This window comes from Pseudoalteromonas sp. MSK9-3, assembly GCF_003590335.1.
GTDB lineage: Bacteria > Pseudomonadota > Gammaproteobacteria > Enterobacterales > Alteromonadaceae > Pseudoalteromonas.
Genome location: NZ_MIET01000013.1, coordinates 13,385 through 39,672 on the forward strand (window position 1 = coordinate 13,385; position 26,288 = coordinate 39,672).

Consider the following 26,288-nt stretch of genomic DNA (forward strand, 5'->3'; position numbering starts at 1 on the left):
GGCACTGTGTTAGCGACATTACGAAGTATTGTAGAATCGGTTGCACAACAGCCTACTTTAAATGAAGCGCTCACTCGTTTTGTGTTTATGGTCAAGGAGGCTATGAACACAGAGTGCTGTTCAATATATTTCGCAGACTATAGTCAAGATCACTTTATACTCATGGCCAGCGATGGCTTGAACCCTGAAGCCATAGGCCATTTTAGCGTCGGCTTTACTGAAGGGTTAGTTGGGCTCGTTGCACAACGAGAAGAGCCAATAAATATTGCTCATGCACAGTCCCATCCACGGTTTAAACATGCGCCTGAGGTCAATGAAGAAGGGTTTAACGCATTTCTGTCAGTGCCTGTGGTGCACCAGCGAAAAGTACTCGGTGTTATTGTTGTGCAGCAGCGCGTTGCGAGGGTATTTAGTCACGATGAAGAATCCTTTCTTATTACGTTATCAGCTCAATTAGCGTCTCAGCTTGCACACGCTGAAATACAGTCTTTACTTACCCATGAAGCTTCCTCACACCAAACTTCCGTGCTAAAAGGTGTATCTAGCACGCCAGGTATTGCAATCGGTGAAGCGTTTGTAGTGCTGCCTAAGTTAGACTTTTCAAGTGTAGACTCCCAAAAGGTCACAGATACACCATTGCAACGAGAGCTGTTCTTGCAAGCTGTGGCTGCGACAAGGCAAGAGTTTCATATACTGGCTAATACACTCAGTGAACATATTCCAAAAGAGGCTTTGGCTGTGTTTGATGTATATCAGCAGCTGCTAGATGCGCGTAGTTTAGGCTTACAAGTTGAACGGCAGCTATCTGACGGGTGGTGTGCAAAAAGTGCACTAAAACATGTGATAGAGTCTTTGGTATCACAGTTTAACGAAATGCATGATCCCTATATTAAAGAACGGGCTGTAGATGTAAAAGATATTGGTTTAAGAGTGTTACACCACCTGATGGCGACAGAGCACGCAATTAAGGTTTACCCTGAAAATACCGTCCTTGTTACACATACATTAGCGCCTTCGATGCTAGCGGATATACCAAAAGAGCGGTTAAAAGGTGTTGTGAGTGTACAAGGGGCTGCAAATTCTCATGCCTCTATTTTGACTCGTGCAATGGGTGTACCCGCTATTTGGGGAATTGAAGATATCCCTTTGTTACAACTTGATGGCAAAGATATGATTTTAGATGCCTATTCAGGTCGTTTATATATCTCACCTTCAGCAAGTTTGCGCAAAGAATATGAACAGCTTAGACGTCAAGATAGTGCGTTACATGATAAATTTGAAGCTGAGCATGCATTAGAGCCTGTTACGCTCGATGGCGAGCAAATGAGCTTGTTACTTAACGCGGGCTTGGACTTATCGACAGAACAAATGACGGCACATTATTGTGATGGTGTGGGCTTGTATAGAACTGAGTCGTGGTTTATGCAAAAAGGCCAATTTCCAACACAAAGTGAGCAAGAAAAGTGGTACAGAGAAGTGCTTAGCCGATACCACCCTGATCCCGTAGTAATGAGAACGCTCGATATTGGCGGTGACAAAGTTTTAGAGTATTTTGATATTCAAGAAGAAAATCCATTTTTGGGTTGGCGTGGTATTCGAGTATCTCTGGACCACCCTGAAATATTTTTAGATCAAATCAAGGCCATGATCAAAGCAAACGTCGGATTAGGTAATTTACGAATCATGCTGCCTATGGTGAGTCATACCGACGAGATTGATGAAGCACTACAGCTCATCGAACAAGCGTATTTTGAATTACAAGAAGAGTGGGCAGACCCATTTTTATTAGTTGATAAACCTGAAGTGGGGGTGATGCTAGAGGTACCGTCAAGTGTCTTTTTATTACAGGATTGGGCTATAAAGGTTGATTTTTGTTCTGTAGGTAGTAACGATTTAACACAGTATTTATTAGCGGTAGATCGTAATAACACACAAGTTGCAGAATTATTTGATCCCTACCACCCGAGTGTTTTACGCGTACTTAACCAGATAGCAAATACGTGCCAAGATGTTGAACTTCCCTTTAGCTTGTGTGGTGAGTTAGGGGGAGAGCCCGAGGGGGCTATTTTACTGATGGCGATGGGATATCGTCGCTTAAGTATGAATATTTTGTCATTAAATAAAGTGAAATGGGTACTGAGGCGTTTAAGAGTGAAAGATATGGAAATCCTGCTGAGTGAATGTTTAGCGCAATCGTCTGTAAAGCAAGTGCATAGGTTATTACGTAGCTTCATGATCAAGCATGGCTTCAGCGAGCTGTTATATCATTCAAAATAATTACGTCGATGGTGTCTAATATACAAGAATACGTTAATATAGCCGCGAATAATAACAAGAGATAAAAAGATGTCCGACACCATGTTATTGATAGCTTATTGTGCCTTTTTAGGCTGTGGCGTTGGTTTTTTAGCTGGGTTATTAGGTATTGGTGGTGGACTTATCATTGTACCAGTCTTGAGTGGCATTTTACTTCACTTTCAAGTGGTAGACGCCTCTTTGGTGTTGATAGTTGCCATCGCAACCTCACTTGCTTCTATTTTATTCACATCCACAGCATCCGCATTAGCACACCATAAAAATCACAATGTCCCCTGGGGGGTTGCTCCTTGGGTAATGGGGGGAGTCGCCGTTGGTGCATTAATAAGTGGGTTTTGTGCTGGGTTATTGCCTGAGCCTGTAGTGAGGTGGATTTTCTCTGTGAGCTTGGTGTTAATTGCCCTGAAAATGGTATACAGCAGTACAAAAACACAGCAAAAGATCCGAGCCTTGCCTAATCATCTTGTTTTAGCCAGTTTAACCGCTATGATGGGAGGGTTATCGGCAATGATAGGTATTGGGGGCGGCGCATTATTGGTCCCTTTCTTGACTTACTTTTCTGTTGATATGAAAAAAGCAATTGGTTGTGCCTCTGTATGCGGTATTGTTATTGCGCTCTTTGGTTCATTGGGGTACGTGACTTCTGGTAGTATTCATAATACTTGGACTGAAGGATTTGCTGGTTTTGTCTATTTGCCAGCGCTGTTTGGTATTGTACTGACATCATGGTTTATGGCACCACTTGGTGCAAAAGCCACACAGTTTTTACCTATTTCTACTATTAAAAAAATATTTGCTGCATTATTACTTGGTATTGCCGCGAATATGATAATCCATTAAAGGACAGTTATGGCTATGCAGTTTCCTGAAATTGATCCAATTATATTCTCTATTGGTCCATTAAGTGTACGCTGGTATGGCGTTATGTACCTAATAGGTTTTACATTCGCTATGTGGTTGGCCAATCGTCAAGCTGAAAAGCCAGATTCTGGCTGGACAAAAGAGCAGGTGAGTGACATGTTATTTTATGGCATGTTAGGTGTCATATTAGGTGGTCGAGTAGGTTACGTACTGTTTTATCAGTTCGGTCACTTTATAGATAACCCCTTATATTTGTTCCGAATAGATCAAGGTGGCATGTCGTTTCATGGCGGTGCATTAGGTGTTATTGCTGCGATTATTATTTTTGCTATTCGTACGAAAAAATCTATTTTGTCAGTCGGTGATTTTGTTGTACCACTGGTTCCTGTTGGCTTGTTGGCAGGGCGCATTGGTAACTTTATTAATGGTGAACTTTGGGGAAGAACAACAGACGTATCGTGGGCGTTTGTATTCCCAACCGGTGGTCCTTTACCTAGGCACCCGTCTCAGCTTTATGAAGCCTTTTTTGAAGGGCTCGTGTTATTTATTATACTGATCTGGTTTGCTAAAAAACCAAGGCCTGCGGGCAGTATTGCTGGACTATTTTTATTGGGTTATGGGGCGTTTCGGTTCTGTATTGAATATTTCCGTGAGCCGGATGCACATATTGGTTTATATGCAGGTGTGATTTCTCAGGGACAAATACTGTCATTACCTATGGTTATCGCAGGTGCCGGATTAATGGTATGGGCATATAAAAGCAAATCAACAACTCACTCTCAGGTCTCAAACTAAGTTAGATAAAAGATGAAACAATATTTAGAACTTATGCGCCATGTTAAAGAGCAAGGCACGAAAAAAGAAGATAGAACGGGTACTGGCACCGTGAGTGTATTTGGTTATCAAATGCGTTTTGATTTACAAGAAGGGTTTCCACTTGTAACAACGAAAAAATGCCACTTACGTTCAATTATCCACGAATTACTGTGGTTTTTGAAAGGTGAAACCAATATTGCGTATTTGAAAGACAATGGCGTAAGTATTTGGGATGGCTGGGCTACCGAAGAGGGAGAGCTGGGGCCAGTGTATGGCAAACAGTGGCGTTCATGGACTGGTCCAAACGGTGAAGTTGTGGACCAAATTCAAGAATTGATTGAACAAATAAAAACGAACCCTGATTCTCGCCGCTTAATTGTAAGTGCCTGGAACCCTGCGCTGTTACCTGATACGCAATACACGCCGAAAGAAAATGCGCAGCAAGGCAAGCAGGCATTGCCGCCATGCCATACTTTATTTCAGTTTTACGTCCTGGATGGCAAGCTCTCTTGTCAATTGTATCAACGCAGCGCGGATATTTTCTTAGGCGTGCCGTTTAATATTGCCAGTTATGCTTTACTTACAATGATGATTGCACAAGTCTGTGAGTTAGAGCCTGGGGATTTTATTCATACATTTGGTGATGCGCATTTGTACTCTAATCATATGGAACAGGTGGATGAGCAATTATCTCGTGTGCCTTTTGCAAAACCTACGATGAAAATAAACCCAGAAATAAAGGACATTTTTGGCTTTAAATATGATGATTTTGAGCTAGTTGATTATCAGGCTCACCCCCATATTAAAGCGCCAGTGGCTATTTAGGAGATAAAATGAAAGCCGTTATACCTGTTGCGGGGCTAGGAACCCGCATGTTACCTGCGACTAAAGCAATTCCAAAAGAAATGCTACCCATTGTTGACCGACCGCTTATTCAGTATGTGGTCAGTGAAGCCGTGGCTGCAGGTATTAAAGAAATTGTATTGGTCACGCACTCAAGTAAAAATTCTATCGAAAACCATTTTGATACTAGCTTTGAACTCGAGGCCACGCTTGAAAAGCGAGTAAAAAGGCAGTTACTTGCAGAGATACAGTCGATTTGTCCAAAAGATGTGACAATTATTCAGGTAAGACAAGGTGAAGCCAAAGGCCTTGGCCACGCTATTAATTGCGCAGCCCCAATTATAGGCGATGCCCCTTTTGTGGTTATGCTCCCAGACGTACTAATTGATGATGCAGCCAGTGATTTAGCCACCGATAACCTCGCGGAAATGCTAGTGCGTTATCAAGAAACAGGGAAAAGCCAGATAATGGTTGAGCCTGTGGCGCACGAAGAGGTTAACAAATTTGGTATTGCTGATATTGGTGACGTTACCCTTGATGCTGGAGCAAGTTGCGACCTTAATGTATTGGTTGAAAAACCAGACGTTGACCAAGCGCCGTCTAACCTTGCTGTTGTAGGTCGTTATGTTTTGAGTGAAAAAATCTGGCCATTGCTGGCTAAAACCCCACTCGGCGCTGGTGATGAAATTCAATTAACAGACGCCATTGCAATGTTGATGAATGACGATGCTGTTCAGGCTTACGCTATTAAAGGGCGAAGCCATGATTGCGGTAGTAAATTAGGTTACTTACAAGCCAATATTGAATATGCGTTACGACGGACTGAGTTTGCGGGTGATTTAAAGGCGCATATTAAAACGATACTATAGAAGTGGGTTTAAGGGTGGTGTATAGCTGCCCTTTAAACAATAAAGAGTGCAAAGGATATGTTGAATTTAAAAAAGTTGCGAGCATGTTTAAGCCTATGCATTGTTCTTGTTACAGTAGTTGGTTGCAGTAGCCCCGTACACCGGCCTCCCCAACAGCCTACTGATACCAGTGAATTTATCACTCGAAGCGAGGTTGAGCCTTTTTTAACACAATGGAACAGTAAGAAAGAGAGCTTAGAACGCTTAGCTGCGTTAGAAGAAGATTTGAAAATATTATTGGAGGTGGTCTCTAAACAGGTGAATGTTACGGAATTACCTGAATCTCTAAGAGGTGATATTAAGCAGATTGAACATAGGGCTGAAAATCATACCTCGGGTGAAACAACAGAAGTCAGTGTAAAGCTAGGAACGTACTTTAACGCTTTACGTGCCGATGCAGCATTAAAAAAATTTAATATACAATTCCCTGAGCTAGCTTCGGCAATTAATACTCATATAAAGAAAATTAATCTAAACCAGAGTGAACGGCATATATTGGTGGGAGAACAGTTAAGCTCAATGCAAGAAGCTGATAAGTTGTGTTTATTATTAAAACAATTCTCACAACGCTGTGAGGTGATCACAACTGACTTAGCCCTCTGAGTTGTATGCTTTTAACTCAGACTTTTAGTACTATATTATTATTTTATGCGGAATATTCTGAAAATAATTAAATTAGTTTAAAGTTATGCTATAAATAGACGATAAATGGAAGGCTAATAAATACAGCCAATTTAAATATATAATGGAAATAAGGATATATTATGAATTTATCAATCAAAAAAATTGCAGTAGTTGCGGTGCCAGCCCTGCTATCACTGTCTTCTTTCTCAGCTATTAGTAAAACTGCATCATTTACAGCCTCAGTAGAAGTTAAAAATACATTTGAGTTAAATGTTGTTGATCAATTGAGCTTTGGTAAGATCAGAGCAAGTGCTGATACCACTGGGACAACTCAGGCAACATTAGTGATGCCAGCAAATCCGAACGCTTCAGCCGTTGTGGCAAATACAGCAGATGCCGTGATCGCTATTTTAGAAGAAGGCGCACCCGCTAAGTTTACCATTGAAGGCGTTGCCGCATTTACTGAATTAACAATTACAGACCCAACAGAAACAGATATTACAGCAAAAGATTCAGCGCCTCCTGGCGCAGCTGCGTTCAAACTGGGCACATATGAGTACTTCGTTGTAGAAGGGGCTGATGCGGGCTCTTTAGTCGTCGCTAATAAAATACAGGTAGATGGCGATGGCAAGGCTACGTTTACATTAGGTGCCACATTATCAACTGATGGATCTACACCAACCAGTGATTACATTGATGGCGCTTACGAGGGCACATTTTCTGTAGAAGTAGCCTACTAAGGTTGACGCTTTTCACGGGTTAAATGGTATATCTCGATGAAGTGTACAGCATGGTTCTTATTGCTGATGTTACTTTGTATTCCATACTCTAAGGGGATAGAAATTGATCCCCTTAATTTTGGCATCATTGTGATCCCCGATAACTCTAAGCCACATACATTGGTATTATCTGCTAATAATACATCTCGTAGTGATTCACTACATATAATACAAACCGGTAACCCTGCTAAACTGTTGTTTGAAAACCTGCCAGCTAGAAAACAAGTGTTTTTTAGCGATAATGCAGCTGCTACAAGGTTAACCAGCCCGTATACAGGTAATTACTTTACGATAGATACTTTACTATATCGTAACTCAGTATTTACCGATGAAGTTGGGGCTGTTTTATTATCTGTTGGTGCACAAATAAGCACTTCGGGTAATACCATGTCGTATAACGATGGTGCGTATTCAGGATTAATTGAAGTTACCCTTTCTTATTAAGCTTATCTCTATGCGTTATTTTTCAAATTTATTTATTATATTTACAAGCTTATTTTTCTGTGTTGATGCACTTGCTAACTTAATGATCACACCAACACGGGTTAGTTTAGCTGAGCGAGACCGAACAACTAAAGTGTATATAATCAACACTTCCAATGAAACTAAAACATATCGTTTGATTTGGACTGAAAAGCTTGCGAAGTCAGAAGGAGGGTATATAAATCATGATGGGTTACTACCCACTTCGCTTAGTCCTATGATGCGCATGAGCCCGAGTCAAGTGACATTAAAAGCGGGTGAAAAGCAGGTTGTAAAGTTGGCAGTCAGAAAGCCTAAAGGGTTAAAATCTCAGGAATATCGCTCGCACCTATTATTCCAAGCTTTGCCAAATCAAAGCCCTGCTGCGGAAAAAGAGCTTGGGATAAATCTAAATATGGTTTTAAGTTACTCTATTCCTGTAATCTTAAAATATGGTTCTGATTTACCTAAAGTGTCTATATCTGACGTTAAAGTTATGAAAGATAAAGTCAGCCTCAACTTTAATCACACTGGCGATTTTAGTGCCTTTGGTGATGTTGCGGTTTATTTTAATAGTAAAAATAGTTCAAAACCTCAGCGTATAGGTTTAGTCGCGGGTTATAGTATTTATCCAGAGTTAACTTCGTTAAGTACCACACTTAAATTCTTAGATGGCTTTCGAGTGACAGAGCCTGGCGATATTACGATTAAATATATGGGTAAAGAAGAATATAAAAAAGTCTTGTTTGCTGAAAAAACCATCAGCGTAGACTCACTTCTGTCACTCTAAATGCGCTTAATTCGTTGCTTTCTAGTGAGTATGATTTTTGTTAGTAGTTATGCGCTGAGTGCTGATAATGCGCGCCTCACTCGCATTTTGGATGTTTTACGACAACTCGACAGCAAGATAGTGCAGGCGAAAACCCGTGCTATTAACACTGCTGCTGCACGAGAAGAGCAGGGGTTAGGGATCCCCGAAGGCGAAATGCTGTTTTTTTCAACCTTCATTAAAGGAAATAATTACTTAGGGGAGGTTGTGGCGGTTAAAAGTCAAGAAGGCGCTTGGCTGGAGATCGTGAGCTTGTTTGAAAGTTTGGGGTTCGCCATTGACGTCACATCAATGCGAGCCTCAGGTTGGTTTGCAGATCCTAATAAGACTTTCACGTTTGATTTTGAATTATTGAATGGCCAAAGTAATTCTCAGGAGATCAAATTAAAGCAGTCTGATTTATATATTGATAATGGCGATATATTCGTGTCGTTTTCGGTGCTTGAAACTTGGTTTTCGTTAGCAATAAAAATTGATTACAGCGTGCAAGAAATGTATGTAGAGTCTAAATATATCTTGCCTATAGAAGCAAAGTTAGACCGTTTAAACAGGCTAACGGGACAAGCGAGCGTGTCGCAAGAATCAATCATGCCTTGGAAGCCGAGCCCTTACCAAAGCCTGTCTTCACCGTTGGCAGATGTGCAATTTGGATATACAAAACGTAATTCAAAAGATGCTTTGTCCTACTCTGTCCTTGGCGCACAAGACCTTGCTTTTTTTCGAAGCGAATACTTTATCTCAGGTAAAGAGGGGAGCTTTTTTAATCAATCCCGAATTCATTTGTCACGTGAAGATACCGAAGGTGGCCTGCTTGGTCAGCTTGGTGCGACTAAATTAGAGATGGGGGATGTACTACCAACAAAGGTAGGTTCTGGTGGGCAGTATACATATGCGCGTGGAGCGAGAGTAAGCAATTATGCTATTGGACATGTAAAAGATGTCAATGTCACCATTATTTCAGGTGCAGTTCAATCTGGCTGGGACGTCGAACTCTATCACAATGGCGTGCTCATAGAACAATTAATCGATCATACACAAGGTCAATATTTATTCGATAATATTCCGCTTTTATATGGCCACAATGAATTTGAAATCATTTTGTATGGACCTCAAGGCCAAGTAGAGCGGCGCACGGAGCAATATATTATCGATGGAAATACATTGACTAGTAATCAACGCTTTTATGATGTATCAATTACCCAGCAAGGTCACAGAGTCATAGATAGTAATAAGTATAAGGCGTCAGATAATGGTTGGCAGGTAGCTGGGCGCTTTGAAACAGGTCTGAGTGATCAGGTGAGTATTTTTGGTGCAGGTTCAATCATAGATAATGAGCGAGGACAAACTGTACACAATATTGCTGTGGGGTCAAATATGAGCTTAGCCAACCGTGCACTTATTACTGTTGATGCACAATCTTCAAGTAATAAAGACAAAAGTGTTTCTGCCTCTCTAAGAAGTAAAATTGCACAACAGTCAGTGAGGGCGCTTATGAGTTATCATTCAAAACCGGTATTGAATGACCTCAATAGTTCGGATACGTATATTCAGAAAAAACTTGGGCTGGAATTTACTGGTGAACTGTTTAATAACAGTTATGGGCGAATGAGTCATCAGAGCAGCTTGTTTCACTACAGGGAAGGGGAAGGGTCTCGACAGCGCCTATCTCAGTCATTGAACTATGTAAATGGCGTATTCGGTTTAGGCAATCAAATAACTTGGATGTCGAACGAACACAAAGATAAGGTGAGTACCGGCATTGCCAGAGTGCAGAGTAGGTATGGACGTGTATTTGGCAGATTATCTATGGGGTATCAAATTCAGCCTGAGCGCAAAGTTAGAGATTATAATCTTGAACTCAATACTACTTTATCTGAGCAATGGCAGCTGCAGGCTGGGATTAAAAATACTGTGGATGATGACAACACTGAGGGTCGCTTATCCCTCAATTGGCAGTCAGATAAACTAAGTCTTAATAGTTTCATGACATTTGACAGTAATAATGATTGGCAATTTGGACTATCAGGGAGAATGAGTTTAGGTGCAAGCAAGTTTGGGTCACCGTACTTTATGTCTAGAAGGGGACTTACAGGTCATGGTACCGCAATGATACGTGTGTTCTTAGATGAAAATGATAACGGGGTATTTGACGCAAATGAATTGCCTGTAGAGGGTGTAAAAATTAATGCTGTGCAAGCTCATCGATTCGCTTCTTCTGATGAACGTGGCATTGCGTTGTTATCAAGTATGGTTGCAAATAGGCGCACCGATATTTTGATTGATACCGACAGCATTGACGATCCGTTTATGGTACCCGCTGGCGATGGGCTATCTATCACTCCGCGCTCTGGGTATGTTGAATATCTGGACTTTCCATTAGTGAATGCCAGTGAGGTGGAAGGAAGTATTTATATTGAAAACGGCAACGTTTTGCCATATGCAAAGGTCAAGCTTGTTGACGAACAAGGCGTGAAAGTAGCGGAGACTGAAGCCGCGTATGACGGTTATTATTTATTCACTAATCTTCGGCCGGGTACTTATCAAGCTCAGCTAGAATCGGCGCAAGTGAATAGTAAGAGTTTGAAAGTCAATGAACAAGTAACGGTTGAGTTGCCTGTTCATGGTGAAGTTGTTGCAGGTGTTGATTTTACTTTAGCAGAACTGAAGAAAATACAAGGGTATACAGCCAGCTTAGGAAAATTTAGTTCTTTAAATACATTAAAAATATATTTAATGTTGACGAAGGAGAAATTAATTAACGCAAGGGTTATTAAGCCATTTTATATCTATGATGAATTGGAGAAAAAGTATATTTTGGCCGCCGGCTTTTCGATAAGTACGACCAAGACCTTGTATGATATATGTGACAGAGTCAGAGAGAAAGGGCTTGCGTGTGAACTGGATAGCACACTGATCCGCCACTAATTAAAAGGAATTATGATGTATTACAAGTTTTTTATTCAGTTTTTGTATATATGTTTACTGGTCTTGAGCATTACAGGCTGTAAAAGTACATCAACGAAGAAACCTGAAATAGTAGAGCTAACAAAAAAGGAGTATCTGGAGCTGATTGAGGTGTCAGAGCAGTGGCATGAGTCAAAAGAAGGGATACAGCGCTTATTATCCGTGGAAGGTGACCTGAGAATGTTAATAGGGCAGTTAGATGTTTTGGTTAAAGAGGAAACGTATAGTGAAAAGCCGGTAGTGGCTTCTACTCCTCGACATGAGAAATTCATCGAAACACTGACGCCACTCGACGATAAACCTGAACCACAACCTGTGTTAGGGAATGTTAAAGATGACAATTCGATTATAGCACTCATGTCAGAGCAAAAAATGCCAGCAGGAAAGCCTATTGTAAGTACAGGTACTAAAAAAGACCTTGCTCAACCTATATTTCCTGCAACGCAATCGGTTGATACAAATAGGGCCTCAGCACTTTATGCGTTGCAAGTTGCTGCAGTAACGGAACAAGAAAGAGTGCAAAAATCATTAGACGCTGTGGTGAAAAAAGCGCCTGAGACAGAAAGGTTAGCTGTGAATGTTGAAGTTAAAAATATAAGAGAGCAACAATACTATCGTCTTAAGCTAGGGGCGTTCAGTGATAAAGTTGCAGCCCAAGCACAATGTGACCGTCTGAAATTAAAACAGGTGAGTTGCATAGTGAGTTACTATACTGAGCAGGGAAATAAAGGACTGCTGTAGAGACTAATTTCAGGTATGGTTTTTGCATTGTTTACCCAAACTTTATTGGAATACTGACAATGCAATATTTATTATTGATACTAAGTGTACTTTTGACTGGCTGCCAGCTTGTAGAAGAGCCAGCGCCAAAGCATGTGGCCTATATGGCGCCGGCTAAAACAATGGCGCCTTATACGGTGCATGAATATGTCAGCAGCTTAAGTGTACAATTAAGTAATATTACGGGTATGCGAAAAAATAATGCGCGTATTGCCATTACGAGCTTTTTTGATGCACAAGCGCTTAATTCGGGCTTGGCAGATCAGCAAGCGGTTGGCTTAAGTCAACAAATACAAGAAAGCTTACTCACCCAGTTTACTCAGCTTGGTTATCATACGATTGAACATCGCTTGGATGGACATATCACGTTATTAGATAACGCAGAAAGCATCTTAAGCCGAGATGTTAATACCTTAAGACTACGCCAAAATATTGACTTTGTTGTGACTGGAACGCTCACACAACAGCAACACGCCTATATTGTTAATGCAAGGCTCATCAATATGCAGGATGGGCGGATCGTCTCTGCTGCCACTACTGAAATCCCAATCAACACGATGTGGACGGATGAAAAAGTGCAGCAACGTGATGGCCTGATTTACCGAACAGAATATTAAGAGGATTTATCATGAAACACTTTTTGATCTCGATAACATTACTGTGTAGTGCCGGGTGTTCTATGTTTACTGAAAAAATGGGTATGCAGGCAGAGCAGACTATCGCGAATGATGCACGTTCTGTGGCAGAACCTATGGCAAATGCAGAGTTATTTCAGTCTAAACAAGCGGTGCCAAATACCGCCTCTCAAATGGCATCGGTAAGTCGTAAAAATATCAATCACTACGTGCGTGGAATGATGCAAGATATGGCAGAAAACCTGCAATATGTAAATCAGAAAACACCACTGGCAGTATCGAGTTTTATATTTTTAGATGATGAATATGATGACGCTTCACTACTGGGTAATCAGTTGTCAGAGAGCTTTATGCATGAGCTTCATCATTTTGGCGTAGCGGTGATTGACTTTAAAACTACAGATTATATGCGGGTCACGCCACAAGGCGATTTTGTTTTCAGCCGTGACTACTTAGAACTCAATGAAGAGCAAAACTTTCAATATGTTTTGGCCGGAACTTTGGTAAACCATCAAGGTGGTGTACTGGTGAATGCTCGGATCATTGGACTGATGAGTAAAGCGGTTGTTGGGTCTGCACAAGGGTTCATCCCTCAGACAGTCGTTGACGCACTGGGTAGCAGTTATCGCACTGATGGCATTATGATGAAAAAAGCAGGTCGATGAGGTAACTATGATGAATCGTAACAGAAAAACGTATTTGGCATGCTGCATCGTGATGTTAGTGACTGGATGCAGTACCACAGATTGGTATGCAGTAAAAAGCCCTGCAAAACCTGCTGAGTCGCAGACCGTGATCGAAAAGATGATAATGCAGGCCAATCAACATGAAGAACACGAACAGTTGACTGTTAATCAAGTCTATACCCCACATAGTCATCACGTGAAATTAGAAAGCTACGTTGAGCAAATGGCACTTGACCTTGTAGATACCATGGTATCTGATCAAGCTATTAATATTGCTGTGGTGTCTTTTGTTAATTTAGATAAAACTTTGCAAAAAAGTACGCAACTGGGTAATCAATTATCGGAAACCTTTATTCATCAATTACAAAAGTTTGGCTATGGCGTGGTTGATTTTAAAACCACCGATCAAGTCACGGTAACGCATTTTGGAGACTTTGTTTTTTCAAGAGATATAAAGCAACTGTCAGGCGAAAGGGTTGCGAGTCATGTATTGTCGGGGACTTTGCTGTATCGAGCGAATGGTGTTGAAGTCAATGCTCGGGTGATTGATATTGATTCAAAACGTGTTATCGCAAGTAGTACTAAATTGGTGCCAAGCTATGTTCTTAGCGGTGCTTCAATTGGGTCTTAACAACGCTTTCTGTACTTAGTTTTATAAAAAGAGGTTTACATCAGCTTTAACCTTAATGATAATCAATATCATTAAATTGTTTTCTGGTGTAAATTTTGTTTGTTAACCCATCTTATTTTTTATTTTGTATTCTACTGTGTCTGCCAAGTGCTACGTTTGCTAAACCCGTTGACTTACCCATTAACCTAATATCTGTGACTGAAAATACAGAGGTGATTGAAGTTGTCGGAGTGAGAAAACGGCTCTATCAACAAGGGCTGTTGAAAGACAGTACAGTAAAAACTGAATTAATCTCACAACAGCAGATCAAAGCGAATCAAGCGGCTAACTTAAGTGACGCTATATCAAATTCTATTGGTATTCGCGTGTCTAATGAATGTTCAATGTGTGGCGCCAAGCGTGTCATGATAAATGGCTTAAAAGGTGAGCATACAAATGTGTTGGTTGATGGGATCCCACTACACACAATGTTATCTGGTTTTTATGGGATGGATGCTGTCGCTATGTCTGGTGTTGGTCAAATTGAAATAGCAAGGGGCGCTGGCGCATCCCTGACTGCACCAGAAGCAATTGGTGGCACCATTAATCTAGTAACACAAGTACCGACAAAAAGTGGTGGAGATCTTGATGTCTCAATGGGGAATATGGGCTACAAAAAAGCCGCTTTAATGGGCTCGCTAGTACCTCAACAGAAAAATATGAGCGCCAGTGTGATCCTTCAGGTCGATGAACGAGAGCAGTTTGATGGTGACAAAAATGGGGTGAGTGAAAACCCCTATTTAGACAATACATCGCTGACCACACTTTTTTCATACGATTATGATCGCGACACCAATATGAGGCTAAGGCTTAATCACACTAAATCGGAAGTGTTTGGCGGGCCTATGTTGGGTGATATTACGGCATCTATTGAAGACGCGATTGCGAGTGAAAAGTTAGGTACCTCAGATAATTTATTTGAAAACGGTCACGTAGCGAATCGTTATATTGGTCAGCCCTGGCAAACGGCAGAATGGGTTAAAACCCAGCGCAATGAGGTGCTTGCGTCAATACTGCACGACTTTAATACGCGTTTAAATGGCACGTTTAGTCTGGCTCATGTTAATCATAAACAAGTCTCATTTTATGAAGGTATAGATTATGATGCGACAGACACGATGTATTACGCGGATGCGCGGTTTAATTTTGACTTAAATGCGTCGCACCTTATTACTTTTGGCGTGGACTATCGTAAAGAAAGAATGCGATCGTATTCAGATGCTTTAGCCGATGTAGAAAATTATGTATCAGATAGTTTTGATTACCTTGTACAGGGTATTTATATACAGGACTCTTGGATGGTAACACCTGCACTGGAAATATCTGCGGCGGCGAGGCTTGATAGCATTAAAGCCGATTTTGTTGACCTAAAAAAACCGGGTGTTGAAATAGATAAAATCCTATTATCACCGCGTATTGATAGCCGTTTTTTTCACACTGATGAACTAACCTCTAGGCTGTCTTTTGGTCAGGGGTATCGAGCACCTTTATCATTCTTTGAAAGTGATCATGGGATTTTAGATGCGGAAAAAGGATATTTATTGAATGTATCGGAACCAGAGCGATCAACGAGCATCAACTATTCTCTGAATTTTGAAAATGCGCTGTGGGTAAGCACTTTATCGATGGCGCACACTTTAGTCAAAGATTTGGCTACGTTAGAGCATAATACGTTAGGGGTGCCTGTATTAAGCCAGCTTAAGGAAACTGCTCGAGTGCTCGCGGTAGACTTCTCAGCGTCTTATCAACTTAACAGCGACCTGAATATCACAGTCACTGGCGAGGCATATCACTATAATGATGTATTTAAAACGTCGTTTGCCATTGCGCCGATAGAGCAGCGAGCGACAGTATCAATTAATTGGCAACATGGATCACATACAGTTGATGCTTCTTTGGTCTATATACCGAGTAGAGATCTTTCAGATTATCAGTATTCAGGGTATAAAGATCGGTTTGCGATGCAACAAAAGCCGACGTCTGTATCTGCTTTTTCCACCTTGGATGCGAAATACAATTATAAGCTAAGTACATCTTTGGGATTATACGTCGGAGTGAATAACTTGTTTGATTATAATCAAGGGAGTGAGGGAAGTTCACCATTGCTATTTGATGATGAAGGCGGGTACGACGTAACGTATATTTATGCGCCGCTGCGAGGGAGGCTCATATATGCGGGGTTTGATTGGGCATTTTAAGCTCGTACGCTTGGTTGTATGGATAGGGTTAACTTTAAGTTCGGGTTTGAGTTATGGCTTTGTAGAGTTGCCTTTAAAAAGGCTAGATAGCCAAACTTATAGTTCGTTGCAAGCATTACACCGCTCGGCAATGACTCTGAGCTTTTTTACCCCAGAATGTTCATGGTGCAAGAAACAGCATCGAGTATTGAAAGAGTTAAGTATTGTTTGTCGGGGTATAAACCCTGTTATGGTCGGAATAAATGGAAATGACAGCGGCTATAAACGCGCACTGCGACGGATGTCTAATGAATTTCCAGCGATTATAGCGCCCAAGCCGTTGCAGGCGGGGCTAGAAAATAACCATGTTCCTCGCATCATCGTGGTGGGTGCTGATTGGCAGGTTGTGGCTAATTTGGTGGGGTATGTTGATAAAGCATCACTCATGGTTACATTTCAACAAGAGGGGATATGCGCATAACGCGTTACCCCAATTGTTGTATTTATAACTGATTTAATTGGGTAAATATGATTGTAAGCGCTTCAAATACAGTTATAAATTGTTATACTAAAATTGCTTAAGGGGTCCCCGTAGTTTAATGGATAAAACAAGAACCTCCTAAGTTTTAGATGCAAGTTCGATTCTTGCCGGGGACGCCATATATGTTATTGTGCCAAATACCGTTCAAGGTCATCTGAACCACCAATATGTTCACCACCAATAAATACTTGAGGTACAGTCTCGCGTCCGCTCATTGCTTTTAAACTTGTTGATGTTATGTCTTGTCCAATCATTATTTCTTCATAGCTAAAACCTTGCTCAGACAATAGGCGTTTTGCTTTTTCACAGAATGGACAGCCAGCTTTAGAAAATAGGCTAATAGCTTGCGGTTTAACTTGATCCGGATTGATGTAATCTAGCATGGTATCAGCATCAGACACTTCAAATGGGTCACCTGCGACATCTGGTTCAATGAACATTTTTTCGATCACCCCGTCTTTTACTAACATTGAATAACGCCAGCTACGCTTGCCAAAGCCTAGGTCGTTTTTATCAACGAGCATGCCCATTCCATCGGTAAATTCACCGTTTCCATCAGGTAATAAACGGATATTATCGGCTTCTTGGTGTTGCGCCCATGCATTCATTACAAACGTATCATTCACTGATAAACACACTATTTCATCTACGCCATTTTTAGCAAAGGTGCTTGCTAGTTCATTGTAACGAGGTAAGTGAGTCGATGAACAAGTTGGTGTAAAAGCCCCTGGTAATGCAAAAACAATTACCGTTTTACCTTTAAAAATTTCATCGGTAGATACTTTTTCCCATTGTTCATTATTACGGGTGGAAAAAGTAACTTGTGGAATAGTTTTACCTTCGATATTGCTTAGCATAGTGCGCTCCTTTAATTTGATGCCGCTATTATGATGGGTCATTCGCCTTCAGTAAAATTAATTGCTTAGATTAAAGCAATCTGTTTTTTTAATAAGTGGCTGACACCATCAGTTTAGACTAATTAAGGGCAAAAGCGTCATCTTCTTTAATAATGACTTGAACAATGTCATTGAGTTGAATGTTACTCAGTGGTCGAATATGTAAATTGGTGGTGATAGCAGTTTGCTCGTTTACTTGAATAACCTTAAGCTGGTCAATTGTTTGCCTATGGTTACTTAACATCATGCCTTGTTGAGTTGTAAAGTTGTTTTTTTGCATTATGGCTAAAGTTTGACCTGCTTTTATGCCATGTGCTTTTCCTAAGTTAATTGCGAGCCTGTCGCCATCAATATGTAAAATTTTCCCCTTTGTTGGCATACAACCTATGGCGGTATTTAGGTCCTGTGAGACGTTATTAAATACCCCTTGTATTTGGCTACCGTAATTAGACTGCCAAAATTGATCACTGTACACATCTATCAGCGTGGTTTTCTCGAATGGCCATACACCTTGCACTGCGTAGTGGTTTTGCCATACTTGATCTCGCGTTAATGCATCATACAGCGCAAAGTCTACTTTGAAGCTGCGCAAGTACTGATCATCTTGCCAAAAAGCGTAATCACTGTTGAGCTGTTTACCTTGTGCTATGTCTGTAATTTGGCTAAACAACACATACTGACTGTTGCTGTTGTTACTCAAGGTGTCAATTAAGGCAGGATCATAGTCGAACCTTTGAGAGAAAAAAGGCCTCACATTAATTGCGCTATTTATATAGGGTATGGCTTTTATGGCCGTAGCGCGTCCACTGAGCGTATTATACAGTCTTTGTGAACTCGCTTTTGCTATGTCAAATATTTGACCTAAGCGTGCTTGATGGGGTTGGATAAGCTGACTTTGTGTGACGGTCACTTGTTTATGGAACTGTTGCTGTGTGCATTGCTCTTTAGTTGAGTAAATGTCTAAATGAAGCGTGACCATGTAGTCGTTGTTATTTTGTTCTTCACTAATCAGCGTTGCTTGCTGTATTTCAGCATGAGCTTTTATTTTCAATTGATCTTGGCTTAACAAGCCATCAGCAACGGTTTGTACACTGCTGACTGTCGCACCTGAAAAGATTAACGCCTGTGTAATAGCATCTTTAACTGCTGCTTTTCTAGCGTCGGCAACGTTGCTGTCTAATATGTTTGCATAACCGGTGACTTCATACCATTCAGCTTTCACTGCTGCGCTGTACAAGAAAAGTGTCAAAATTAAAAGTAACTGCTTCATAATTGCTTCCCAACAAAACTATCAATGTGACTACAGCAATAGCTATGCCATATTTGTTGGCAAGGAATGTGCATCAATAAACTTACTTTAGTTTAATAGGTAAGTGATAATGAAAGCACCGTCGTCATATTCGATTATAAACTCAAAATTTATTGTGCTCATTGTGATTATATTTTGGTTAGCCGGGTGTAGCTCAATGTTTGATAAGCATATCGAATATAGTTTCGTAGAGCCTGACAGTTACCCTGTTATAAAAGCGATTGGATATGCCCCACTCAGCGCTCAACCGGGTGAGAGTGAATCACAAAAAATGCTGATGGCTTTAAAAGTATCTAAGCTTGAAGCTTATCGAGAGCTTGCTGAACAAGTATATGGTCAAAGTCTGTCAGCAGACATGACGGTCAAGGGCGCGATTGCACAAAATGATGGATTAAAGAGTCAAGTCAAAGGGCTAATTAGAGGGGCACGTGTGGTAAAGTCTTATGCAGTAGGGGATACATATACCACCGAACTTGAATTAGATATGAAACGCGTTCATGATTTATATATCACGCAGGTTAAGCCGCGAAAGGTAAAAAGAGTCACCTATTATTAAAGGGCTGTGTTATCCCTCTAATGCACTATATAAACACCATAAAGATATCAAAGCGCTAGCACTTATGCCTTGATATCTTTTACTAACTCACTATTTCCCGCAACAACGCTGCCATCTTGACCATACGTGATAGAACTCGGGCTACCAATTAAGATCTCTTTTAACTGCCTGACACTGAGTTGTGCTTGATGAGCTGCTTTTGCATTCACATCGTTCTTAGTTTTACATTCGAGCAAGAGTGTTTTTATGCTCGATGTTAACTTTTTAACGGCATCTTGTTGAAATGTTTCTGAGGAAAAGGTTGCTAATTCTTTATCTAATTTTTGAATTGCGTTTAGCAGAGTTAATTTCTCGCGAGCTGCATCTTTAAGGCCTTCACCTTTTTTAGATGCCAAAATGTCCAGCTCTCCATCTAGCAACTGGGTCAGAGCTGTAAGATTGGAGAGCTGAATTTCTAATTTATGTACGCACAAGGTGACTTGATCAGCCATAAACGTCAAACTCAAATGCGGCAATATTCTTGGCTAGCTTTTGAGCATCAATCTGATACTTGCCTTCGCTAATTGCTTTTTTCAGCTCTTCGACTTTTTTACTGTCAAATGCCGGCGCGTCTTGTGCTTTTTCTTGCATGCTTTTCAACTGCTGTGCTTGTGGTGTTAAGCTGACTGAGTCAGTCGCGGCTTTTTGTGGCGATTTCGCGTTAGTAGCTGCATTTTGAGCATCATTCTTTTGCAATTCTGCTTTTTGTTGCTTAACATTATTTAGCACACTGTTTGGCTGTGCCTGACCTTTAATATTATTAACCATAACTTTCGACCCTTGGTTATTAAACACCGTGTTTAGGTTATCGACCTATTCACCTTTAACTTTAGCAAATTTTTTAGATATTAACCTCTACAGATTCAACATCTTTTACACGAGCCGAGACTGTTTTTCCAGACTTTTGATTTTTAACACGAATTTGTTCACCTAAATTACCATCTTGGAGCGCAATACCCGAGGTTTTTATTGTCAAAGAGCGTGTTTTAGCAAATATAGTGACTTTATCGCCTTTGCAGACCATACAAACTTGATGGGTACCAACGGGCATCCCTTCACGTAAATTACGTTTACTTTTACTCCCAACAAGTAAAGACAAGTCATTAATGTAGGCTGCTCTCACAAATTGCTTTGCACGATACTCTATCTTTAAATGGCTCTGCGTCAGTAACTCGCCTTTAGAGACCAATTGCGTACTGACAATCACTGGGTGCATTTCATTGATTCTTACATGCACATACTGTGTCCAAAGCGGCGCTTGTTCGCAGCGAATTTGTACAGTGACCTGGCGATTAAAGGGCGGGGTTGCAGCTGTCGTTAGGTTGACGGGTTGGGCACAAAATTTAGTCGCAATACGTTTATCGAGCGTTAGCGATTTAATTTCAGTTTTCACATCAGGCTTGGTTGTTGTTTGTGATGCAATAAAGTTTTGTGCTAATTGCTCTAGTTCTTTAGTGCTATAGTCCTTTGCATAGACATGACAACTGGCTAGAATATAAGCCATTGAGCAAAAAAACCCGTAGGTTTTGGTTTTTTTTAACAAACTCATGATGTTTCGACTATGCTTATCATGGGAAACAAGGTATAAAGATTTTGCGTTAATTGTGACACCTCTTCAAGGTAAATCTTATCCTTAGTAGTGTAAGCAAATATCGTTCCGGCAAGCAGTTTTATATGTAGGAGATTGAAATGGCTGGTATTTTAGACTCGGTCAACCAACGAACTCAGTTGGTAGGGCAAAACCGCCTAGAGTTATTACTGTTCAGATTGAAGGGGCGTCAACGTTTTGGCATAAACGTATTTAAAGTACGAGAAGTACTACAATGTCCGCCACTTACGAATATGCCGAAGTCTAATTCGTATGTAAGAGGAGTTGCACACATTCGTGGGCAAACTATTTCTGTTATCGATATGTCGTTGGCTGTGGGTGGGCCACCGATTGAAGATATTACCAACTGCTTTATTATCATTGCGGAATATAACCGTTCAGTGCAAGGATTTTTGGTTGGTGCAGTAGAGCGTATCGTTAATATGAATTGGGAAAAAATCATGCCGCCGCCGTCAGGAGCTGGCAGGTATTCATATTTAACGGCTGTGACAGAAATTGAAAAAGAGCTTGTTGAAATACTCGATGTTGAAAAAATCTTAAATGAAATTTGCCCAGTGAATACGGAAGTTAGCCAAGACATTGTGTCTGATGGTGAAATGCAGAAAGATTTGGGTGAACGAATTGTATTTATTGCTGATGACTCGGCAGTGGCGAGAAATCAAGTCAAACGCGCACTTGAACCATTAGGTGTGCAAACTGAATTGGCCAAAAATGGTAAAGAAGCGCTCATTCGTTTGCGTGAAATTGCTAAAGATGATTGCCAAAATGACATCACGGAAAGGGTAGGTCTGTTAATTTCAGATGTTGAAATGCCAGAGATGGATGGGTATACACTCACTGCTGAAATAAAAGCAGATCCTAAATTGGCACCTTTACATGTTATCTTACATACTTCTTTAAGCGGTGTATTTAATCAGGCCATGATAGAAAAAGTTGGTGCTGATGATTTTATCGCAAAATTTAACCCAGATGAATTGGCAACAGCTGTAAAAAAATGGGTTCACTGTGATTAATGAATGGCGGTAATACTTTGGAAAACAAGAACCTTCAACAAAACGAGTACGATCAGTTTAGGACGTTCCTAGAGCAGCAATGTGGTATAGTGCTTGGGGATAATAAACTGTATTTAGTAAAAAGTCGTTTAGCACCATTAATGGCTCGGTTCAGTGTTGAGTCGTTATCAGAGTTGGTTGCAAAAACACTTAGTCCTCATGAGCGGCAATTGCGCGCCGCGGTTGTTGATGCAATGACAACAAATGAGACTTTGTGGTTTAGGGACTCGTATCCATTTGAGTTATTAAAGACAAAAATCTTCCCTGAATTTGGGGAGCTACGTCGTGCAGTGAAGATTTGGTCTGCGGCCAGTTCTTCAGGCCAAGAGCCATACTCTATTGGCATGTCTGCCAGTGAATATCAGCAGAAGAGCCCAGGCGCCCTGAAAATGGGGGTGCAGGTTATAGGCACTGATATATCAAACACGATGCTCGACATGTGTAAGAATGCAGAATATGACGCATTAGCGCTGGCCAGAGGGCTATCTGCTGAGCGCAGACAGAAATTTTTCAAAGATAGTGGCAATGGGATGGCACAGGTTGTCGACCCAGTTAAAAAAATGGTGAACTTTAGGCATTTAAACCTGCTGGATTCATATGCATTAATGGGCAAATTTGATGTTATATTTTGTCGAAATGTATTGATTTACTTTTCACCAGAAGTCAAAGCAAAAATTATTTCGCAGTTTGCACAAGCACTCAATCCAAAGGGGTACTTGTTCCTTGGTGCATCAGAATCGATGGCTGGTCTCAGCGATGAATTTGATATGATAAGGTGTAATCCAGGTATTATATACCAGAAAAAACAATAACTTGAGGCGGTGCTCACCGCCTTTTCTATTTTGGCCTAAGAATTGCAGAAAACTCCATATAGTCAAATTTTTGGAGTTACGTTATGGCGATTAGTTTTGATAAAGCCTTAGGTGTTCACCCTCAGACAATAGCTATCCGTTCGCAACGTGCGGAAATGTTAGCAAGTAACATTGCCAATGCGGATACCCCCGGTTATAAAGCAAAAGACATTGATTTTGCTCGGGCATTTAAAGCGGCAAAGTCTAACCAGCAAAGCGGCAATACGATGCTGCGCACCAATGAAAAGCATATCTCTGGCGGCACACGTTTAAATAACGGTGTTGAGCTATTTCGTAATCCAAATCAAGCAGATACAGGTGATGGTAACTCGGTAGATATACAAGTGGAACGGAACTTGTATGTACAGAATGCATTAGAGTACCAAGCAAGTTTGCAGTTTCTCACGGGTAAGTTTAAAGGGTTGAAAAAAGCCCTCGGCGGTCAAGGAGCATAATTATGAGTTTATACAATGTATTTGACATCGCGGGTTCAGGTATGAGCGCGCAGAATATTCGCCTGAATACAACCGCGAGTAATATTTCGAACGCAAATAGCATTAGCTCAAGTCAAGATAAAGTGTATCGAGCACGGCATCCGGTGTTTGCAGCTGAGTTGAATAAAGCGAATGACTTACAAAGTTCTAACGCTGCGGCGTCATCTGTTGGAGTGAAAGTATTGGGTATTGTGGAAAGCGATAAACCACTGCAAGTGGAATATAGCCCTAATCACCCTAGTGCAGATAAAGACGGGTATATCTATAAACCAAATGTAAACGTTGTAGAGGAAATGGCCAATATGATTTCCGCTTCACGTTCGTACCAAACCAATGTTCAAGTAGCAGATGCGGCAAAACAAATGCTTAGCAAAACTTTGTTACTTGGTCAGCGTTAACGGGAGTGCTAGCCGATGAATAGCGAAGTAAGTCAAACGTCCAGTCATGTTGATTCGTTGCGGTGGTCAGAGAAACCTAAAACTGCCGAGAAAGATGATACGTTAAAGCAAGAAGACTTTTTTAAGCTATTAACGCAGCAGCTGTCTTATCAAGATCCAAGTAAGCCCGCTGATAATGATCAGATGATTGCGCAAATGACGAGTTTTACAATGGCTGAAGGTATTTCAAACTTAAATACTAAGTTTGAATCGTTATCGGCATCAATGACTTCTAACTCGGCGTTGCAAGCATCAACCCTTGTCGGAAAAAAGGCACTACTCGAATCTGATTCATTAGAGCTAGGAACGAGTGGAACGGCGCGAGCCTCTATCATCGCAACAGAGCCCGTCGATAAGTTAGTTGTAAATATCTATGATGAGTCTAACCAGTTAGTTCGCTCTATTGATATGAGTAAACAGGATGCAGGTGCCATTCGTTTTGAATGGGACGGTAAGAATGATGAAGGTGAAGTAATGCCTCAGGGTGAATATGAAATAAAAGCCGAAGCAAATATTAATGGCGAGTTTTCAACATTACCTACGGCCACATTCAAAAATATAGATAGTGTCAACGTCAATGGTGCCAATGGCATAATTATTAACACAAAGGCGGGTGCAGTAAGGCTTACTGACGTCGCTGAAATCGCTTAATTCAAAGTTTATAGAATAGGCCTTACGTACAAGAGGTGAGAGTATGAGTTTTAATATTGCATTAACGGGTTTAGCGGCGGCTCAAAAAGATTTAGATACCACCGCAAATAATATCGCCAATGTAAACACAACTGGTTTTAAAGAGTCTCGAGCAGAATTTGCTGATGTATATGCCTCTTCAGTGTTTAGTTCTGGTAAGACTAAAAATGGCGATGGTGCACAAACGACCATGGTTGCACAGCAATTTCACCAAGGGTCATTGCAGTTTACATCTAACTCGCTAGATTTAGCGATCACAGGTGAAGGCTACTTCGCGATGAGTTCTGAGCTGGGTTCACAAGACTACAGTTACACTCGCGCAGGGGCATTTAAATTAAATAAAGATAACTTTATTTCAGATGCGCAAGGTAATTTCCTACAAGGGTTTCCTGTAGACGCAAGTACTGGGTCAACAACCTCTGTGAGCTTAAGTACGGCTTCTGCGATGCAGATCCCTGATGCTTCTGGTGCGCCTCGTGCGACAACCAATGTATATTCATCATTCAACCTAGATTCAACGGCAGTTCAACCGACTATTGCGTTTGATCCAAATGCAAGCGCATCATTTAATAGTTCAACGTCAACTACTGTATATGACTCACTGGGCCAACCACATACGACTCAGCTGTATTTCAGAAAAACAGCGACGGCAAACGAATGGGAAGTTTACGGTACGCTTGATAATCAACCATTTACCTCTGATGGTACGGCTGGTGGCCCATTTCCAATTGCCGGGTTCACTTTTGATGCAACGGGTGTACCGAGTGCGACGATACCATACTCGGCCGCTGGTGCCGCTGGTGCGCCAGTAGCTGTAACACCTGGTGGTACATTTGATCCATTAACACTACCAAGTGGTGCGGGAACGGGTCTATCTACATTGTTAAGTAACGGGGCAACATTCCCTGCTGCATTGACCATGAACTGGCGAGATGAAGCGAATACGACCAATAAGTTACCAACACAATATGCGAGTCGTTTCGAGGTGAAAGCACTTGAACAAGATGGGGCTACGGTAGGTCGCTTAGCTGGTGTTGATATTGGTACTGATGGTAAAATAGTGGCGTCTTATAGTAATGGCGACTCTACTTATTTAGGCCAAGTTGCGATGGTACGTTTTTCAAACTCGCAGGGCTTACAACAGGTTGGAAACACTTCATGGAAGAAGAGCTTAACATCAGGTGAGCCGATTGCAGGTGAACCAGCTTCTGGTACATTAGGGTCGATTAATTCATCAGCTTTAGAGCAATCTAATGTCAACTTAACGAATGAACTCGTTGATTTGATCAGTGCTCAGCGGAACTTTCAGGCCAACTCAAGAGCGCTAGAAGTGAATTCAACCTTGCAGCAAGCAATCCTACAAATTCGATAATCCGATTACAGTTATACATGAGGCCGCCATTGCGGCCTTTTTTGTCACTCTTCACATTTCCTCACCTAAAAAGTCCTAGGGTTATTGGAATA

At 41.1% G+C, this 26,288-nt stretch carries 28 protein-coding genes and 1 tRNA gene; 24 read left to right on the forward strand and 5 right to left on the reverse strand.

Translation table 11 applies throughout. From position 1 onward, the window contains the following. Positions 1 to 6 precede the first annotated feature (6 nt). The 17 genes from ptsP (at position 7) to BGP78_RS05780 (ending at position 17,010) form a co-directional block, all read left to right on the forward strand. On the forward strand, positions 7 to 2,277 hold the full coding sequence (ptsP, locus tag BGP78_RS05700; RefSeq protein WP_119860504.1) for a phosphoenolpyruvate--protein phosphotransferase: 2,271 nt from the start codon (positions 7 to 9) through the stop codon (positions 2,275 to 2,277). A 69-nt stretch (positions 2,278 to 2,346) separates the two neighbouring features. Continuing rightward, entirely contained in the window at positions 2,347 to 3,156 is an 810-nt protein-coding gene (locus BGP78_RS05705; protein ID WP_119860505.1) for a sulfite exporter TauE/SafE family protein, read from the forward strand. A 9-nt stretch (positions 3,157 to 3,165) separates the two neighbouring features. Next, the gene (gene lgt / locus BGP78_RS05710; protein ID WP_119860506.1) at positions 3,166 to 3,972 is read left to right on the forward strand and encodes a prolipoprotein diacylglyceryl transferase; all 807 of its coding nucleotides are present in this window, start codon (positions 3,166 to 3,168) and stop codon (positions 3,970 to 3,972) included. Between the two features lie 12 nt (positions 3,973 to 3,984). Next, positions 3,985 to 4,818, forward strand: a complete 834-nt coding sequence (locus BGP78_RS05715; RefSeq protein ID WP_119860507.1) for a thymidylate synthase — start codon at positions 3,985 to 3,987, stop codon at positions 4,816 to 4,818. 8 nt (positions 4,819 to 4,826) lie between these two features. After that, positions 4,827 to 5,705: a UTP--glucose-1-phosphate uridylyltransferase GalU gene (gene galU / locus BGP78_RS05720; protein WP_119860508.1), complete on the forward strand. Its 879-nt coding sequence runs from the start codon at positions 4,827 to 4,829 to the stop codon at positions 5,703 to 5,705. A gap of 57 nt (positions 5,706 to 5,762) precedes the next feature. Then, a complete protein-coding gene (locus tag BGP78_RS05725) occupies positions 5,763 to 6,347 on the forward strand; it encodes a hypothetical protein (RefSeq protein WP_119860509.1) in 585 nt (194 codons plus the stop codon). A gap of 161 nt (positions 6,348 to 6,508) precedes the next feature. Next, a complete protein-coding gene (locus BGP78_RS05730) occupies positions 6,509 to 7,108 on the forward strand; it encodes a DUF4402 domain-containing protein (protein ID WP_119860510.1) in 600 nt (199 codons plus the stop codon). A gap of 36 nt (positions 7,109 to 7,144) precedes the next feature. Then, entirely contained in the window at positions 7,145 to 7,591 is a 447-nt protein-coding gene (locus BGP78_RS05735) for a DUF4402 domain-containing protein (RefSeq protein ID WP_119860511.1), read from the forward strand. Positions 7,592 to 7,601: 10 nt separating this feature from the next. Continuing rightward, a complete protein-coding gene (locus BGP78_RS05740; RefSeq protein WP_119860512.1) occupies positions 7,602 to 8,399 on the forward strand; it encodes a molecular chaperone in 798 nt (265 codons plus the stop codon). A 30-nt stretch (positions 8,400 to 8,429) separates the two neighbouring features. Next, a complete protein-coding gene (locus BGP78_RS05745) occupies positions 8,430 to 11,363 on the forward strand; it encodes a hypothetical protein (RefSeq protein ID WP_119860513.1) in 2,934 nt (977 codons plus the stop codon). Positions 11,364 to 11,378: 15 nt separating this feature from the next. Next, a complete protein-coding gene (locus BGP78_RS05750) occupies positions 11,379 to 12,143 on the forward strand; it encodes an SPOR domain-containing protein (RefSeq protein ID WP_182912229.1) in 765 nt (254 codons plus the stop codon). A gap of 59 nt (positions 12,144 to 12,202) precedes the next feature. Beyond that, complete coding sequence (locus tag BGP78_RS05755) at positions 12,203 to 12,799, forward strand: FlgO family outer membrane protein (protein WP_010362198.1); 597 nt, start codon at positions 12,203 to 12,205, stop codon at positions 12,797 to 12,799. Positions 12,800 to 12,810: 11 nt separating this feature from the next. Continuing rightward, complete coding sequence (locus BGP78_RS05760; protein WP_119860515.1) at positions 12,811 to 13,482, forward strand: FlgO family outer membrane protein; 672 nt, start codon at positions 12,811 to 12,813, stop codon at positions 13,480 to 13,482. Between the two features lie 10 nt (positions 13,483 to 13,492). Further along, positions 13,493 to 14,134 (forward strand): FlgO family outer membrane protein, encoded by a 642-nt coding sequence (locus BGP78_RS05765; RefSeq protein WP_119860516.1) that lies wholly within the window; start codon positions 13,493 to 13,495, stop codon positions 14,132 to 14,134. 95 nt (positions 14,135 to 14,229) lie between these two features. Beyond that, positions 14,230 to 16,371, forward strand: coding sequence for a TonB-dependent siderophore receptor (locus BGP78_RS05770; protein ID WP_182912230.1), 2,142 nt, complete (start codon positions 14,230 to 14,232; stop codon positions 16,369 to 16,371). Further along, positions 16,346 to 16,831 (forward strand): hypothetical protein, encoded by a 486-nt coding sequence (locus BGP78_RS05775; RefSeq protein WP_119860518.1) that lies wholly within the window; start codon positions 16,346 to 16,348, stop codon positions 16,829 to 16,831. Before BGP78_RS05770 ends, BGP78_RS05775 begins: the two co-directional genes overlap by 26 nt. A 104-nt stretch (positions 16,832 to 16,935) precedes the next feature. After that, positions 16,936 to 17,010 (forward strand) — tRNA-Arg (locus tag BGP78_RS05780). 6 nt (positions 17,011 to 17,016) lie between these two features. On the opposite strand, the gene BGP78_RS05785 is transcribed toward BGP78_RS05780, so the two are convergent. Both BGP78_RS05785 and BGP78_RS05790 read right to left on the reverse strand, forming a co-directional pair. After that, the gene (locus BGP78_RS05785) at positions 17,017 to 17,748 is read right to left on the reverse strand and encodes a glutathione peroxidase (RefSeq protein WP_119860519.1); all 732 of its coding nucleotides are present in this window, start codon (positions 17,746 to 17,748) and stop codon (positions 17,017 to 17,019) included. Between the two features lie 118 nt (positions 17,749 to 17,866). After that, positions 17,867 to 19,057 carry a flagellar assembly protein T N-terminal domain-containing protein gene (locus BGP78_RS05790; RefSeq protein WP_119860520.1) on the reverse strand — a complete coding sequence of 397 codons (1,191 nt, stop codon included), beginning with the start codon at positions 19,055 to 19,057 and terminating at the stop codon, positions 17,867 to 17,869. A 196-nt stretch (positions 19,058 to 19,253) separates the two neighbouring features. Between BGP78_RS05790 and BGP78_RS05795 the strand changes: the two genes are divergently transcribed. Then, positions 19,254 to 19,652, forward strand: a complete 399-nt coding sequence (locus BGP78_RS05795) for an LPP20 family lipoprotein (protein ID WP_119860553.1) — start codon at positions 19,254 to 19,256, stop codon at positions 19,650 to 19,652. A gap of 62 nt (positions 19,653 to 19,714) precedes the next feature. Here BGP78_RS05795 and flgN read toward each other — a convergent pair whose 3' ends face one another. From flgN to flgA, 3 genes are all read right to left on the reverse strand, one after another. Beyond that, entirely contained in the window at positions 19,715 to 20,143 is a 429-nt protein-coding gene (gene flgN, locus BGP78_RS05800; protein ID WP_119860521.1) for a flagellar export chaperone FlgN, read from the reverse strand. Further along, on the reverse strand, positions 20,136 to 20,459 hold the full coding sequence (gene flgM / locus BGP78_RS05805; protein WP_119860554.1) for a flagellar biosynthesis anti-sigma factor FlgM: 324 nt from the start codon (positions 20,457 to 20,459) through the stop codon (positions 20,136 to 20,138). Before flgM ends, flgN begins: the two co-directional genes overlap by 8 nt. Positions 20,460 to 20,532: 73 nt before the next feature. Beyond that, positions 20,533 to 21,240, reverse strand: coding sequence for a flagellar basal body P-ring formation chaperone FlgA (gene flgA, locus BGP78_RS05810; protein WP_119860522.1), 708 nt, complete (start codon positions 21,238 to 21,240; stop codon positions 20,533 to 20,535). A gap of 140 nt (positions 21,241 to 21,380) precedes the next feature. Here flgA and BGP78_RS05815 point away from each other — a divergent pair, with 140 nt between their 5' ends. From BGP78_RS05815 to flgE, 6 genes are all read left to right on the forward strand, one after another. Next, positions 21,381 to 22,313 (forward strand): chemotaxis protein CheV, encoded by a 933-nt coding sequence (locus tag BGP78_RS05815; RefSeq protein WP_119860523.1) that lies wholly within the window; start codon positions 21,381 to 21,383, stop codon positions 22,311 to 22,313. A gap of 17 nt (positions 22,314 to 22,330) precedes the next feature. Further along, on the forward strand, positions 22,331 to 23,164 hold the full coding sequence (locus BGP78_RS05820; protein WP_010362187.1) for a protein-glutamate O-methyltransferase CheR: 834 nt from the start codon (positions 22,331 to 22,333) through the stop codon (positions 23,162 to 23,164). An 83-nt stretch (positions 23,165 to 23,247) separates the two neighbouring features. Beyond that, on the forward strand, positions 23,248 to 23,658 hold the full coding sequence (flgB, locus tag BGP78_RS05825; RefSeq protein WP_119860524.1) for a flagellar basal body rod protein FlgB: 411 nt from the start codon (positions 23,248 to 23,250) through the stop codon (positions 23,656 to 23,658). Positions 23,659 to 23,660: 2 nt separating this feature from the next. Beyond that, the gene (flgC, locus tag BGP78_RS05830; protein ID WP_119860525.1) at positions 23,661 to 24,095 is read left to right on the forward strand and encodes a flagellar basal body rod protein FlgC; all 435 of its coding nucleotides are present in this window, start codon (positions 23,661 to 23,663) and stop codon (positions 24,093 to 24,095) included. A 15-nt stretch (positions 24,096 to 24,110) separates the two neighbouring features. Continuing rightward, on the forward strand, positions 24,111 to 24,785 hold the full coding sequence (locus BGP78_RS05835; RefSeq protein ID WP_119860526.1) for a flagellar hook assembly protein FlgD: 675 nt from the start codon (positions 24,111 to 24,113) through the stop codon (positions 24,783 to 24,785). 43 nt (positions 24,786 to 24,828) lie between these two features. Further along, complete coding sequence (gene flgE, locus BGP78_RS05840) at positions 24,829 to 26,196, forward strand: flagellar hook protein FlgE (protein ID WP_119860527.1); 1,368 nt, start codon at positions 24,829 to 24,831, stop codon at positions 26,194 to 26,196. Positions 26,197 to 26,288 lie beyond the last annotated feature (92 nt).